The sequence below is a fragment of the Streptomyces sp. NPDC053427 genome, from assembly GCF_044544985.1.
Classification (GTDB): domain Bacteria; phylum Actinomycetota; class Actinomycetes; order Streptomycetales; family Streptomycetaceae; genus Streptomyces.
The window spans coordinates 321,411-336,315 of record NZ_JBITYA010000007.1; the positions used below are offsets into that span (position 1 = coordinate 321,411).

General features: G+C 66.1%; 11 protein-coding genes and 1 tRNA gene. All 12 read right to left on the minus strand.

From position 1 onward, the window contains the following. The 12 genes from rpsL to ACIGWZ_RS21755 all read right to left on the minus strand — a co-directional run bounded on the left by rpsL (position 1) and on the right by ACIGWZ_RS21755 (position 14,798). Positions 1 to 372, minus strand: coding sequence for a 30S ribosomal protein S12 (gene rpsL, locus ACIGWZ_RS21700; protein WP_030062899.1), 372 nt, complete (start codon positions 370 to 372; stop codon positions 1 to 3). A 377-nt stretch (positions 373 to 749) separates the two neighbouring features. Then, positions 750 to 1,232: a DUF1707 and DUF4190 domain-containing protein gene (locus ACIGWZ_RS21705; RefSeq protein WP_400067273.1), complete on the minus strand. Its 483-nt coding sequence runs from the start codon at positions 1,230 to 1,232 to the stop codon at positions 750 to 752. Positions 1,233 to 1,482: 250 nt separating this feature from the next. Then, positions 1,483 to 5,382, minus strand: a complete 3,900-nt coding sequence (locus ACIGWZ_RS21710; RefSeq protein ID WP_400066978.1) for a DNA-directed RNA polymerase subunit beta' — start codon at positions 5,380 to 5,382, stop codon at positions 1,483 to 1,485. A 99-nt stretch (positions 5,383 to 5,481) separates the two neighbouring features. After that, positions 5,482 to 8,967 carry a DNA-directed RNA polymerase subunit beta gene (gene rpoB / locus ACIGWZ_RS21715; RefSeq protein ID WP_400066980.1) on the minus strand — a complete coding sequence of 1,162 codons (3,486 nt, stop codon included), beginning with the start codon at positions 8,965 to 8,967 and terminating at the stop codon, positions 5,482 to 5,484. Between the two features lie 629 nt (positions 8,968 to 9,596). Beyond that, on the minus strand, positions 9,597 to 9,980 hold the full coding sequence (rplL, locus tag ACIGWZ_RS21720) for a 50S ribosomal protein L7/L12 (protein WP_400066982.1): 384 nt from the start codon (positions 9,978 to 9,980) through the stop codon (positions 9,597 to 9,599). 81 nt (positions 9,981 to 10,061) lie between these two features. After that, positions 10,062 to 10,613 (minus strand): 50S ribosomal protein L10, encoded by a 552-nt coding sequence (rplJ, locus tag ACIGWZ_RS21725; RefSeq protein WP_400066984.1) that lies wholly within the window; start codon positions 10,611 to 10,613, stop codon positions 10,062 to 10,064. Between the two features lie 327 nt (positions 10,614 to 10,940). Beyond that, complete coding sequence (locus ACIGWZ_RS21730) at positions 10,941 to 11,807, minus strand: hypothetical protein (protein WP_400066986.1); 867 nt, start codon at positions 11,805 to 11,807, stop codon at positions 10,941 to 10,943. Positions 11,808 to 11,940: 133 nt separating this feature from the next. Beyond that, positions 11,941 to 12,657 (minus strand): 50S ribosomal protein L1, encoded by a 717-nt coding sequence (rplA, locus tag ACIGWZ_RS21735; RefSeq protein ID WP_400066988.1) that lies wholly within the window; start codon positions 12,655 to 12,657, stop codon positions 11,941 to 11,943. Positions 12,658 to 12,736: 79 nt separating this feature from the next. Continuing rightward, the gene (gene rplK / locus ACIGWZ_RS21740; protein ID WP_083105792.1) at positions 12,737 to 13,171 is read right to left on the minus strand and encodes a 50S ribosomal protein L11; all 435 of its coding nucleotides are present in this window, start codon (positions 13,169 to 13,171) and stop codon (positions 12,737 to 12,739) included. Positions 13,172 to 13,338: 167 nt separating this feature from the next. Next, the gene (gene nusG / locus ACIGWZ_RS21745; RefSeq protein ID WP_400066990.1) at positions 13,339 to 14,247 is read right to left on the minus strand and encodes a transcription termination/antitermination protein NusG; all 909 of its coding nucleotides are present in this window, start codon (positions 14,245 to 14,247) and stop codon (positions 13,339 to 13,341) included. A 72-nt stretch (positions 14,248 to 14,319) separates the two neighbouring features. Continuing rightward, positions 14,320 to 14,616 (minus strand): preprotein translocase subunit SecE, encoded by a 297-nt coding sequence (gene secE / locus ACIGWZ_RS21750; protein WP_128507231.1) that lies wholly within the window; start codon positions 14,614 to 14,616, stop codon positions 14,320 to 14,322. A gap of 109 nt (positions 14,617 to 14,725) precedes the next feature. Beyond that, positions 14,726 to 14,798, minus strand: a tRNA-Trp gene (locus ACIGWZ_RS21755). Positions 14,799 to 14,905: the final 107 nt, after the last annotated feature.

Genomic DNA, 14,905 nt, shown 5'->3' on the forward strand with positions numbered 1-14,905 from the left:
TTACTTCTCCTTCTTGGCGCCGTAGCGGCTGCGAGCCTGCTTACGGTTCTTGACGCCCTGCGTGTCGAGGGAGCCGCGGATGATCTTGTAACGAACACCCGGCAGGTCCTTCACACGACCACCACGCACGAGCACGATCGAGTGCTCCTGCAGGTTGTGCCCCTCACCCGGGACGTAGGCAGTAACCTCGATCCCACTGCTCAGCTTGACTCGCGCAACCTTGCGGAGGGCCGAGTTCGGCTTCTTCGGGGTGGTCGTGAAGACACGCGTGCACGTACCACGACGCTGAGGCGACCCCGCCAGTGCGGGTGTCTTGTTCTTCTCGACCTTGTCCTGGCGGCCCTTTCGGACCAGCTGCTGGATCGTAGGCACCGTTTCTCCGGTTTCTTGTCTCGGTACAACTAACCTGGAACGTCACCGACCCACGCGGTCGGGTGTGTCGAATGCTGTAGACCGACCCCTCGCGAGCGAAGGTGGCGACAGATTGCGGTGTCGAGACCCGGCTTCCGCGCTCCTGGCGCTCCCCGGTACAGGCTGGGGGAGGTTGCGCGCACGGCAGCCTAGGGACACCCCAGGCACAAGGTCAGAGCGTACCTACCGCATGGGCTACGGTCAAAACAAATGCACACGCGAAGGACACGCCGGACTCCTCACGGCGTTGCGGCCACCGTAGTGGCATCGATGGCGAGGGGGAAGACGGCCGCACGCCGTCCTCGGACGCCCCCGGCGGGCGCTCCCTCGTACGGCACTCAGTGCCCGGTGGCGGCCAGCAGCACCAGCAACAACAGGAACAGCGCCCAGCCGCCGATGCCCAGCCAGCCCAGCACCAGGCCCGCAAGCGCCTGACCGTCGCCCCGCTCGCCCGTGCGGCGGATCTCCGCCCGCGCCTTGTGGCCGAGAATGACCGCCGGGATCGACGTCGCACCCCACGTCATCGGCGTCAGGATCCCGCAGACCAGCGCCCCCGTCGCCGCGCCGTTGGTGCGCACCGGCATCGGCATCGGCATGGGCATCGGCATGAACGTCGCCGGCAACGGCCGCGGCGTGAACTGCGCCTGCGGCACCGGCCCCTGCGGAAGATCCGCGACCAGCATCTGCAGCTCGGAATGGGTCTGGGCCTGATAGGCCCGGGTGATCCGCTGCTCGTACTCGGCCTGCTGGAGTCGCCCTTCGGCGAAACCGGCCTTCAGCACATCGACCGCACGCTCACGATCCGCGTGCGAGGCACGCATCGCCGGAAGCTGATGCGCCGGCTGGACCGGCTGCCCACCCTGCCACGGTTGGAATGCCACGCGCGAACCTCCCCCCGCTCGACAGTTCTGCCCATTCTCTCATCACAGACGCTGCAATGGGAGAACAAGTTCCCTCGCCCGGCCGAACGCCCCGCCCGAACCATCCCGGCCGAACGCCGCAGGGCGGCCACCCCGGTGGGGTGACCGCCCTGTAGCTGTCGAAGCAACCAGACCTGCCGGTTGCCCGGACTTACTGGTTGTACGGACCGTAGTCGTAGTCCTCCAGCGGGACCGCCTGGCCGGAGCCGGTGCCGAAGGGCGAGTAGTCGATGTCGTCGTAACCGACGGCCGAGTACATCGCTGCCTTGGCCTCCTCGGTGGGCTCGACCCGGATGTTGCGGTAGCGGGACAGGCCCGTACCGGCCGGGATGAGCTTACCGATGATGACGTTCTCCTTGAGGCCGATCAGGGAGTCCGACTTGGCGTTGATCGCCGCGTCGGTCAGGACCCTGGTCGTCTCCTGGAAGGACGCCGCCGACAGCCAGGACTCGGTGGCCAGCGAAGCCTTGGTGATACCCATCAGCTGCGGACGGCCGGAGGCCGGGTGGCCACCCTCCGCCACGACCCGACGGTTCTCACCCTCGAACTTCGTGCGCTCCACGAGCTCGCCCGGCAGCAGCTCCGCGTCGCCGGACTCGATGATCGTCACGCGGCGCAGCATCTGCCGGATGATGATCTCGATGTGCTTGTCGTGGATCGCCACGCCCTGGCTGTTGTAGACCTTCTGGACCTCGCCGACCAGGTGGACCTGGACGGCACGCTGGCCGAGGATCCGCAGCACGTCGTGCGGGTTGACGGCACCCACGGTCAGCGGCTGGCCGACCGTGACGTGGTCGCCCTCGCCCACCAGGAGACGGGCGCGCTTGGAGACGCCGTAGGCGGTCTCGTCGCTGCCGTCGTCCGGGGTGACGACGACCTTCTTGGTCTTCTCGGTCTCCTCGATCCGGACGCGGCCGGCCGCCTCCGAGATCGGGGCGACACCCTTGGGCGTACGGGCCTCGAAGAGCTCGACGACACGCGGCAGACCCAGGGTGATGTCGTCACCGGCCACACCACCGGTGTGGAAGGTACGCATCGTCAGCTGGGTGCCGGGCTCACCGATGGACTGGGCGGCGATGATGCCGACCGCCTCACCGATGTCGACCAGCTTGCCGGTGGCCAGCGAGCGGCCGTAGCAGAAGGCACAGGTGCCGACCGCCGACTCACAGGTCAGGACCGAGCGGGTCTTGACCTCCTCGACGCCGTTGGCGACCAGCGCGTCGATGAGCACGTCACCGAGGTCGACGTTCGCGGGGGCGACGACCTTGCCGTCCACCACGACGTCCTCGGCGAGCATCCGCGCGTACACGCTGGACTCGACGTCGTCCGCCTTGCGCAGGACACCGGAGGCGTCCTTCGAGGCGATCCGCAGCTTGAGGCCACGCTCCGTGCCGCAGTCCTCCTCGCGAATGATGACGTCCTGGGAGACGTCGACCAGACGACGGGTGAGGTAACCGGAGTCGGCGGTACGAAGGGCGGTGTCCGCCAGACCCTTACGGGCACCGTGCGTGGAGATGAAGTACTCCAGCACGGACAGACCCTCGCGGAACGACGCCTTGATGGGACGCGGGATGGTCTCGTTCTTCGCGTTCGACACCAGACCACGCATACCGGCGATCTGCCGCATCTGCATCATGTTTCCTCGGGCACCCGAGTCAACCATCATGAAGATGGGGTTCGTCTTGGGGAAGTTCTCGTTCATCGCCTCGGCGACCTCGTTGGTCGCCTTGGTCCAGATGTTGATCAGTTCCTGAGTGCGCTCGTCCTTGGTGATCAGACCGCGCTCGTACTGCTTCTGGACCTTCTCGTCCTGGGCCTCGTAGCCCGCGACGATGGCCTTCTTGGCCTCCGGCACGACGATGTCCGAGACGGCGACGGTGACGCCGGAACGGGTCGCCCAGTGGAAACCGGCCGCCTTCAGGTTGTCGAGCGTCGCCGCCACGATGACCTTGGGGTAGCGCTCGGCCAGGTCGTTGACGATCGCGGAGAGCTGCTTCTTGCCCACCGAGTAGTCGACGAACGGGTAGTCCTCGGGCAGCAGCTCGTTGAAGAGCGCGCGGCCCAGGGTCGTCCGCAGGCGGAAGCTGTCACCCTGCTGCCACTCGGGCTCGCCCTCCTCCGGAGCCGGCGGGGTCCAGCCGCGGGGCGGGACGGTGCCGATCGGGAAGCGGATGTCGACCTTCGCCTGGAGCGAGAGCTCCTTGGCGTCGAACGCCATGATCGCCTCGGCGGTCGCGCCGAACGCCCGGCCCTCGCCGATGACCTTGCGCTCCTCTTCATCCGTGGTGAGGAAGAAGAGGCCGAGCACCATGTCCTGGGTCGGCATGGTGACCGGACGGCCGTCGGCCGGCTTGAGGATGTTGTTCGAGGACAGCATCAGGATGCGGGCCTCGGCCTGGGCCTCCGCGGACAGCGGGAGGTGGACGGCCATCTGGTCACCGTCGAAGTCCGCGTTGAACGCGGTGCAGACGAGCGGGTGAATCTGAATGGCCTTGCCCTCGACCAGCTGCGGCTCGAAGGCCTGGATGCCCAGACGGTGCAGCGTGGGCGCACGGTTCAGCAGAACCGGGTGCTCCGCGATGACCTCTTCCAGGACGTCGTACACGACCGTGCGGCCGCGCTCGACCATCCGCTTCGCGCTCTTGATGTTCTGCGCGTGGTTGAGGTCCACCAGGCGCTTCATCACGAACGGCTTGAAGAGCTCCAGCGCCATGGCCTTGGGCAGACCGCACTGGTGCAGCTTCAGCTGCGGGCCGACGACGATGACGGAACGCGCCGAGTAGTCGACTCGCTTACCGAGCAGGTTCTGACGGAAGCGACCCTGCTTGCCCTTGAGCATGTCGGACAGCGACTTCAGCGGACGGTTGCCGGGGCCCGTCACCGGGCGGCCACGACGGCCGTTGTCGAAGAGCGCGTCCACGGCCTCCTGGAGCATGCGCTTCTCGTTGTTCACGATGATCTCGGGCGCGCCGAGGTCGAGAAGCCGCTTCAGGCGGTTGTTGCGGTTGATCACACGGCGGTACAGGTCGTTCAGGTCGGAGGTCGCGAAGCGGCCACCGTCCAGCTGCACCATCGGACGCAGGTCCGGCGGGATCACCGGGATGCAGTCCAGCACCATGCCCTTGGGGCTGTTGCGGGTCTGCAGGAAGGCGGAGACGACCTTGAGGCGCTTGAGCGCACGGGTCTTCTTCTGGCCCTTGCCGGTGCGGATGATCTCGCGGAGGCGCTCGGCCTCCTCGTCGAGGTCGAAGGTCTCCAGGCGCTTCTGCAGGGCAGCGGCACCCATGGAGCCGTCGAAGTACGTGCCGAAGCGGTCACGCAGCTCGCGGTAGAGCAGCTCGTCGCCCTCGAGGTCCTGGACCTTGAGGTTCTTGAAGCGGTTCCAGACCTCGTCGAGACGGTCGATCTCGCGCTGCGCACGGTCGCGCAGCTGCTTCATCTCGCGCTCGGCGCCCTCGCGCACCTTGCGGCGCACGTCGGCCTTGGCACCCTCGGCCTCGAGCTCGGCCAGGTCGGTCTCGAGCTTCTTGGCGCGGGCCTCCAGGTCGGAGTCGCGACGGTTCTCGACCTGCTGACGCTCGACGGAGACGTGCGCCTCCAGCGAGGGCAGGTCGCGCGTCCGGCGCTCCTCGTCCACGAAGGTGATCATGTACGCGGCGAAGTAGATGACCTTCTCGAGGTCCTTCGGCGCGAGGTCGAGCAGGTATCCCAGACGCGACGGGACGCCCTTGAAGTACCAGATGTGGGTCACGGGAGCGGCAAGCTCGATGTGGCCCATCCGCTCACGACGCACCTTGGCGCGAGTGACCTCGACGCCGCAGCGCTCGCAGATGATGCCCTTGAAGCGGACGCGCTTGTACTTACCGCAGTAGCACTCCCAGTCCCGGGTCGGACCGAAGATCTTCTCGCAGAAGAGTCCGTCCTTTTCGGGCTTGAGGGTGCGGTAGTTGATGGTCTCGGGCTTCTTGACCTCGCCGTGGCTCCACTGACGGATGTCGTCAGCGGTGGCCAGACCGATCCGGAGCTCATCGAAGAAGTTGACGTCGAGCACTATGCGTCAATCCCTCTCAGGGTTGTAAGTCTTGGGGTCTGAAACGGGGGTCCTGGGGCCGGCCGGGGAACCATCACTGGCTCCCCGGCCGAACTCCCGTCAGACCTCTTCGACGCTGCTCGGCTCGCGCCGGGACAGGTCGATGCCGAGCTCCTCCGCAGCGCGGAAGACGTCCTCGTCGGTGTCGCGCATCTCGATGGACATGCCGTCCGAGGACAGCACCTCCACGTTGAGGCACAGGGACTGCATTTCCTTGATGAGCACCTTGAAGGACTCGGGAATGCCGGGCTCGGGGATGTTCTCGCCCTTGACGATGGCCTCGTAGACCTTCACGCGGCCGGTCACGTCGTCGGACTTGATGGTCAGCAGCTCCTGGAGGGCGTACGCGGCGCCGTAAGCCTCCAGCGCCCACACCTCCATCTCACCGAACCGCTGGCCACCGAACTGAGCCTTACCACCCAGCGGCTGCTGGGTGATCATCGAGTACGGACCGGTCGAACGCGCGTGCAGCTTGTCGTCGACCAGGTGGTGCAGCTTGAGGATGTACATGTACCCGACCGAGATCGGGTCCGGGAAGGGCTCACCGGAGCGGCCGTCGAACAGCCGCGCCTTACCGGAGCCCTTGACCATGCGCTCGCCGTCGCGGTTCGGGATCGTCGACTCGAAGAGACCGGAGATCTCGTCCTCGCGGGCGCCGTCGAACACCGGGGTGGCGACGTTGGAGCCGGGGGCGACCTCGTCGGCGGCGATGGAGTGGAGGCGCTTCTTCCACTCCTCGTCCACACCCTCGACCTTCCAGCCCTGGCTGGCGAGCCAGCCGAGGTGGATCTCCAGGACCTGTCCCGGGTTCATTCGGGACGGGACACCCAGCGGGTTGAGGATGATGTCGACCGGGGTGCCGTCCTCAAGGAACGGCATGTCCTCGACCGGCAGGATCTTCGAGATGACGCCCTTGTTGCCGTGACGGCCGGCGAGCTTGTCACCGTCGGTGATCTTGCGCTTCTGGGCGACGTAGACGCGGACCAGCTGGTTCACGCCCGGGGGAAGCTCGTCGCCCTCTTCACGGTCGAAGACGCGGACGCCGATGACCTTGCCGATCTCACCGTGCGGCACCTTCAGCGAGGTGTCGCGCACCTCGCGCGCCTTCTCACCGAAGATCGCGCGGAGCAGGCGCTCCTCGGGGGTCAGCTCGGTCTCACCCTTGGGCGTGACCTTGCCGACGAGGATGTCGCCGGCGACGACCTCGGCACCGATCCGGATGATGCCGCGCTCGTCGAGGTCGGAGAGGACCTCCTCGGAGACGTTCGGGATGTCCCGGGTGATCTCCTCGGGGCCGAGCTTGGTGTCACGGGCGTCGACCTCGTGCTCCTCGATGTGGATCGAGGAGAGGACGTCGTCCTGCACGAGGCGCTGCGACAGGATGATCGCGTCCTCGTAGTTGTGACCCTCCCACGGCATGAACGCGACGAGCAGGTTCTTGCCGAGGGCCATCTCGCCCTCTTCGGTGGACGGGCCGTCGGCGAGGACCTGGCCCTCGATGACGCGCGCGCCCTCGTCCACGACGACCTTCTGGTTGAAGGAGGTGCCCTGGTTGGAGCGGGTGAACTTGGCGACGCGGTACGTGGTGTACGTGCCGTCGTCGTTGGCGACGGTGATGTAGTCCGCGGAGACCTCCTGGACCACACCGTCCTTCTCCGCCTTGATGACGTCACCGGCGTCGACCGCGCAGCGGTACTCCATACCGGTGCCGACCAGCGGCGACTCCGCCTTGATCAGCGGAACGGCCTGGCGCATCATGTTCGAGCCCATGAGCGCGCGGTTGGCGTCGTCGTGCTCGAGGAACGGGATCATGGCGGTCGCGGCCGACACCATCTGGCGCGGCGAGACGTCCATGAAGTCCACCTCGTCGGCGGGGACGAGGTCGACCTCGCCGCCACGGCGACGGACCAGCACACGCTGCTCGGAGAACCGCATGTCCTCGGACAGCTTGGCGTTGGCCTGCGCGATCAGGAAGCGGTCCTCCTCATCTGCGGTGAGGTAGTCCACCTCCTCGGTGACCTGACCGTCGACGACCTTGCGGTACGGCGTCTCGATGAAGCCGAAGACGTTGACCCGGCCGTAGGAGGCCAGCGAGCCGATCAGACCGATGTTGGGACCTTCGGGGGTCTCGATCGGGCACATGCGGCCGTAGTGCGAGGGGTGCACGTCACGGACGTCCAGGCCGGCCCGCTCACGGGAGAGACCACCCGGGCCCAGCGCCGACAGACGGCGCTTGTGGGTCAGACCCGACAGCGGGTTGGTCTGGTCCATGAACTGCGACAGCTGGCTGGTGCCGAAGAACTCCTTGATGGAGGCGACGACCGGCCGGATGTTGATCAGGGTCTGCGGCGTGATCGCCTCGACGTCCTGGGTGGTCATGCGCTCACGCACGACGCGCTCCATACGGGCCAGACCCGTACGGACCTGGTTCTGGATGAGCTCGCCGACGTTGCGCAGACGACGGTTGCCGAAGTGGTCGATGTCGTCGGTCTCGACGACGATCGAACGACCGGACTCGCCCATCGTCTCGGTCTCGCCCGCGTGCAGCTTGACCAGGTACTTGATCGTGGCGATGACGTCATCGGTGGTCAGCACGCCGGCGTCGAGCGGCTCGTCGCCGCCGAGCTTCTTGTTGACCTTGTAGCGGCCGACCTTGGCGAGGTCGTAGCGCTTGGGGTTGAAGTAGAGGTTCTCGAGCAGCGTCTGCGCGGCCTCGCGGGTCGGCGGCTCGCCCGGACGCAGCTTGCGGTAGATGTCGAGCAGCGCGTCGTCCTGGCCCTGGGTGTGGTCCTTCTCCAGGGTGGCGCGCATGGACTCGTACTCGCCGAACTCCTCAAGGATCTGCTCGGTGGTCCACCCGAGCGCCTTGAGCAGGACGGTGACGGACTGCTTGCGCTTACGGTCGATGCGCACACCGACCATGTCGCGCTTGTCGATCTCCATCTCCAGCCAGGCACCCCGGGACGGGATGATCTTGGCGGAGAAGATGTCCTTGTCGGACGTCTTGTCGATGGAGCTGTCGAAGTACACACCCGGCGAGCGGACCAGCTGCGAGACGACGACACGCTCGGTGCCGTTGATGCAGAAGGTGCCCTTGTTCGTCATGAGCGGGAAGTCGCCCATGAAGACCGTCTGAGACTTGATCTCGCCGGTCTCGTTGTTGGTGAACTCGGCGGTGACGAACAGCGGAGCCGCGTACGTGAAGTCGCGCTCCTTGCACTCGTCGATGGAGTTCTTCGGGGGCTCGAAGCGGTGGTCGCGGAACGTCAGCGACATCGACCCGGAGAAGTCTTCGATCGGCGAGATCTCTTCAAAGATCTCTTCGAGACCGGACTTGGTGGGAACTTCCTGCCCACTCTCCAGCGCAGCCTCGACGCGACCCTTCCATGCGGCATTGCCGAGCAGCCAGTCGAAGCTTTCGGTCTGCAGCGCAAGGAGGTTCGGAACCCCGAGGGGCTCCTTGATCTTCGCAAAAGAGATGCGCAGCGGGGCAGTGCTGTCGCCGTTGTTCGTATTGGCAGTCGAGGCGTTGCGCGAGGCGGCCAAGAGGGGGTCCTTCCGAGGGCTCGGACTCACTACGCGCGTACCGGTCCCGAACGAACAAAGTGAGAGAAAGCCCAGGTCAGGGCGTATCATTCAGCAATGCTCGGGCTCGGGTATGCCCCTGGTGACGGGCAGGGAGCAGCTAACAGGCAGCGCAAAGGGTCAGTGTAGCCACTTGCCACACTGATGTCCAGAGCGAGTTTCCGGAGACCGGTTCATCGCTGTGATACCGATCTTCTCCCTCCGGGAGGGCGCGTCCTCCTCGCTGGAGGGGCCCCTCATTGTTCTTCTCTTCGCCCAATGCCCTGCGCCTGCCGAAAGCCCTTGCGCCAGTGGCGCACACCGATGCTTCCCTCTTCGTCGGCGATCCATGCCTCGAACCCTGGATCGCTTCCGCGTCGCGTCCCGAGAATTGCGCGCCGCGTGCGGTTCGTCAAGGCCCCCCACCTCAGGGAGATCGTCACATGGGGGCAGGTCCGGGCAACGAAGATCACCATACTCGCACTCCGGCGCGAGACAAGGCAGCCGTGACGAGCACGCCGAAGGGCGACCACCCGCATGGGTGATCGCCCTTCGCAGTGTCCAGGCGCGCCGTCAGGCGCTCAGGACGTGAGCCCCAGGGCTCACTGGGGTCACTTGACCTCGACGGAGGCGCCGGCGCCCTTGAGGGCCTCGGCGGCCTTCTCCGCGGCGTCCTTGGCGACCTTCTCGAGGACCGGCTTCGGGGTGCCGTCGACGAGGTCCTTGGCCTCCTTCAGACCCAGGGAGGTCAGCTCACGCACGACCTTGATGACCTGGATCTTCTTGTCGCCGGCGCCGGTGAGGATGACGTCGAACTCGTCCTGCTCCTCAGCAGCCTCGGCGGCCGGGGCACCCGGGCCCGCAACGGCGATGGCGGCCGGGGCGGCAGCCTCGACGTCGAACTTGTCCTCGAAGGCCTTCACGAACTCGGAGAGCTCGATGAGGGTCATCTCCTCGAACTGCGCGAGCAGGTCTTCCTGGCTGAGCTTCGCCATGGTGGCGGTCCTTCCACTAATTCGGCTGGTGCCGGATGTACATGAATGGCGGGCGTACGGGCCCGCTGGGCCGACGAGTGGTTACTCGGCAGCCTCGGCGGGAGCCGGCGTACCGGCACCGCCCTGCTCGACCTTGCTGCGAAGCGCCTCCGCGGTGCGGACGAACTTCGTGAGCGGGGCCTGGAAGGTCGCCGCGGCCTTGGCCATGGACGCCTTCATGCCACCCGCCAGCTTGGCGAGCAGAACCTCGCGGGACTCGAGGTCCGCAAGCTTCTTGATCTCGTCGGCGGTCAGCGCCTTACCTTCAAGGACACCGCCCTTGATGACGAGATTCGGGTTCTCCTTGGCGAAGTCACGAAGACCCTTCGCCGCCGTGACCGGGTCACCGGTCACGAAGGCAACAGCGGTCGAGCCCTTGAGGTGCTCGTCCAGCTGAATCCCGGCCTCCTCGGCCGCGATCTTGGTCAGCGTGTTCTTCACCACACGGTACTGAGCGTTGTCACCGAGCGATCGGCGCAGCTCCTTGAGCTGCGCCACGGAAAGTCCGGTGTAAGAGGTCACAACAGCTGCGTTGGAACCACGGAGCTTCTCCGTGATCTCTGCAACGGCTGCGATCTTGTCGGACGTCGCCATGAGCCTCGGCCTCCTTCCGGGTGATGAGGACCGCGCAGAAGGGGCTGGGCAAAACAAACGCCCCGGCGCAGGCGCACGGGGCGTACTCGACCGAACGGTAGCCGTTCGGGAGTTCATCCATATACACCTGCGCAGGCCGTCCGCAGCTAGCGGATCCTTCGGCCACCACACGCCCGGAATCGGGACGCGCAGAGACAACCAGCGGTCTTTGGCTTCTTGGGTACGGTACGGGAACGGCCTGCCGTCAGGCAAATCGGCCGGAGCGGGGGCATCCTCGACGCCCCCGCTCCCCTACTGACCGCTACCGGCTCACCGCCGGCGCACGGCCTACTTGTAGTCGAACGTGTCGCTCGGCGACGGCGGGGTCACCGAGACCTTGGTGCCGTAGTCCGAGTAGAACACCGTCGAGTCGTAGGGGGCCTTGCCCTGCAGCTGCTCGCGCTTCTTGACCAGGAGGTTGTCCGAGCCGACCCAGAGGTCGATGGTCTCGGTCGTCGCTCCGGACTGCTTCAGCTGCTGCTCGAGCGCCTTGAGGTCGGCCTCGCTGACGTTCTTGGACTGCATCCGCGTCAGCTCGCTGACCGAGAGCGTGCCGGTGAAGTGGGTCGCCTGGACGCCGCGGACGTCCTCCTTGCCGACTTCCTTGACCTTGCCGGAGGCGACCAGCAGGTCCACCGACCTACCCGGGTTGTTGTTCTGCATCATGTCCTTCATCACGGAGCCGGCCGGCCCCATCTTCTTGGCCATGACGTCGTAGTCGTACTTGATCCAGGACTTGCCCTGCATCGGCATGCCCATGTTCATGTACATCGCGTCCGGGGTGTACAGCGCCTTCATGGGCTTGCCCGAGCCCATGGCTCCCGCGCCGGACGTCGTGATGTCCACGGTCATGTTCATGCCCTTGGACCAGTCCATCGCACCCTTCATGGTCTGGGTGGTGGTACCGCTCTTGGTCGTGCCGTCGACCTTGGCGGACTGCTTGCCGTTCGTCTGCTCCGAGGCCTGCTTGAGCGAGGCCAGGGCGGAGTCCAGCGGAGACTTGCCCGCCGTGTCGCCTCCGCCGCCGGTGCTGCTGCTTCCGCCGGTGCTGCCTCCGGCCTTGTCGCCGTCGCCACCCTTGTCGTTACAGGCGCTCAGACCGGCCACCATGATGACAACCCCCGCCGCGATGGCGGTCATACGCGTGCTACGCACTTGAGGCTCCCCCTTAGTTCTCCTCTACGGACCTCGGGGCGACTGTAGTGCAGGGCACTGACACCACATGCGTCAGGCCCCGTTTTCCCTACGGAAAACGGGGCCTGACGACAAGGATCACGCGCTACGAGGCTCAGACAGCCTCGTCCTCCACAAGGAGGTTGCGGGTGCGGTTGGCGTCCAGCGGGATGCCGGGGCCCATCGTGGTGGTGATGGTCGCCTTCTTGATGTAGCGGCCCTTCGCGGCGGACGGCTTGAGGCGGTTGATCTCCTCGAGCGCCGCGGCGTAGTTCTCCACCAGCTTGGCGTCGTCGAAGGACACCTTGCCGATGATGAAGTGGAGGTTCGCGTGCTTGTCCACGCGGAACTCGATCTTGCCGCCCTTGATGTCGGTGACAGCCTTGGCGACATCGGGGGTGACGGTGCCGGTCTTCGGGTTCGGCATCAGACCACGCGGACCGAGCACGCGGCCGAGGCGGCCGACCTTGCCCATCAGGTCCGGGGTGGCGACGACGGCGTCGAAGTCCAGACGGCCCTTGGAGACCTCGTCGATCAGTTCGTCGGAGCCGACGATGTCGGCGCCGGCGGCTTCCGCGGCCGCAGCACGGTCACCGGTCGCGAAGACCAGGACCCGGGCGGTCTTACCGGTGCCGTGCGGAAGGTTCACGGTGCCACGGACCATCTGGTCGGCCTTGCGCGGGTCGACACCCAGACGCATGGCGACCTCGACGGTCGCGTCGAACTTGACGGGCGAGGTGTCCTTGGCGAGACGGACGGCCTCGAGCGGGGCGTACTGACGCTCCCGGTCGATCTTCGCGTCCGCGTTGCGAAGAGTCTTGCTGCGCTTCACTTCTGCTCCTGATGCAGTGGGTGGAGTCGTGGTCCGGACCAGCGCCTGGTCCTGCCACGGGTTGCCTGGTGGGCTGGGATCAGCCCTCGACCGTGACGCCCATGGAACGGGCGGTGCCGGCGATGATCTTCTCGGCGGCGTCCAGGTCGTTGGCGTTCAGGTCGGGCATCTTGGTGGTGGCGATCTCACGGACCTGGTCGCGCGTGATCTTGGCGACCTTGGTCTTGTGCGGCTCGCCGGAGCCCTTCTCCACGCCCGCGGCCTTCAGGATGAGCTTCGCGGCCGGCGGAGTCTTGGTGATGAAGGTGAAGGAACGGTCCTCGTAGACCGTGATCTCCACCGGCACGACCATGCCACGCTGCGACTCGGTCGCGGCGTTGTAGGCCTTGCAGAACTCCATGATGTTGACGCCGTGCTGACCCAGCGCGGGGCCGACCGGCGGAGCCGGGTTCGCGGCACCGGCCTGGATCTGGAGCTTGATAAGCCCCGTGACCTTCTTCTTCTTGGGAGGCATGCTCTCTCCGGGTCCTAGTGAGAGGTGGTTCGCCCCGCAATCCGGTCATCCGGATGGAGGCATACCGCACCACGATAACGGGTATGGTCGTGCGGCCAAAAACCGCGCAGGTCAGACCGGCTCTGAAGCCGGTCTGACCTGGTCGGTGGCTGTGGTCCCGAAAAACGTCAGTTCTTCTGGATCTGGTCGAAGCTGAGCTCGACCGGAGTCTCCCGGCCGAAGATCTCGACCAGGCCCTTGACCTTCTTCGAGTCGGCGTTGATCTCGTTGATCGTCGCCTGAAGCGTCGCGAACGGACCGTCGGTGACGGTGACGGAGTCGCCCACCTCGAAGTCCAGCACCTGGACCTCGAGCTTGCGGGACGGAGCCGGCTTGCCCTCGGCCGCGGCGGCCTCCTTGGCGGCCTTCTCCTCGGCCTCCGGGGCGAGCATCTTGACGATCTCGTCCAGCGTCAGCGGGTACGGGTCGTAGGCGTTGCCGACGAATCCGGTGACACCCGGGGTGTTACGGACGACGCCCCAGGACTCGTTCGTCAGGTCCATCCGCACCAGGACGTAGCCCGGGAGCTTGTTCTGCCGGATGGTCTTGCGCTCGCCGTTCTTGATCTGGGCGACCTCTTCCTGCGGCACCTCGGCCTGGAAGATGTAGTCCTCGACGTTCAGCGAGACGGCGCGCTGCTCAAGGTTGGTCTTCACGCGGTTCTCGTAGCCCGCGTAGGTGTGGATGACGTACCACTCACCGGGGAGGGTGCGCAGCTCGTCGCGGAGGGCGGCCACCGGGTCGACCGGCTCCTGCTCCTCCTCGGGCTCCTCCTCGGACTCGTCTTCGGACGCGTCCTCGGCGACCTCGGTGTCGGCCTCGGAGCCCTCGGCGTCGTCCTCGATCTGCACCGCGGCCTCTTCGGCGGGCTCGCCGGCAGCAGCGTCCTCGGCGTCGAGCTCGTCGACACCATCGGCGTTCGCGACGATCTCCAGAGCGGTGTCGTCGCCCTCGACCTCGGCCGAGACGGCCTCGTCAACCTCGGCCTCTGCAGCCGCGACGGGCTTGGCGGCGTCGTTCAGGTTCGGGTCAGACACGTGGCTGCTTCTTCCTTGCTTCAAGGGGTTGAACGTGCGAAGGGCCGCCCCGCTGAGGCGGCCTCCGCGGGATCAGCCGAAGACGTACCCGACGACTCGGTTGATTCCCAAGTCAATCACGGTTACGAGACCGATGATGATGACAACGAAGACGATCACCACACTGGTGTACGTCGACAATTGGCTGCGCGAGGGCCAGACGACCTTGCGGAGCTCCGCCACGACCTGGCGGTAGAAGAGCGCGAGACGCGCAAAGGGCCCCTTCTTGCCGCGCTTACCGCCGCGACGGGGCTTTTTCTGGGATTCCGCGGTCTCGTCCTCGGAACGACCGCGCTCAGGCATGTCGATGGAGCCCAGGGCGTCCGTCACTCGTCCTCACCTGAATCCGGGTCGTGGCCGTGCCGCGCCCGGTTGAGCCGCACGGCGGTGCATTTCATACGTACGCGTGCACGCACTGTGGTGAAGAAAGTGCGTGTAGCAGGGCCGGAGGGACTTGAACCCCCAACCGCTGGTTTTGGAGACCAGTGCTCTACCAATTGAGCTACGACCCTTTGTGGTTCCCCCAACCTACCGCATACGACTGACTGCACTTTGTGCGTGAGTCGCGGCGACCCGTTGAAGGCCAACGGTCAGCGAGTGTACGTGCTTCCGCGCCGGG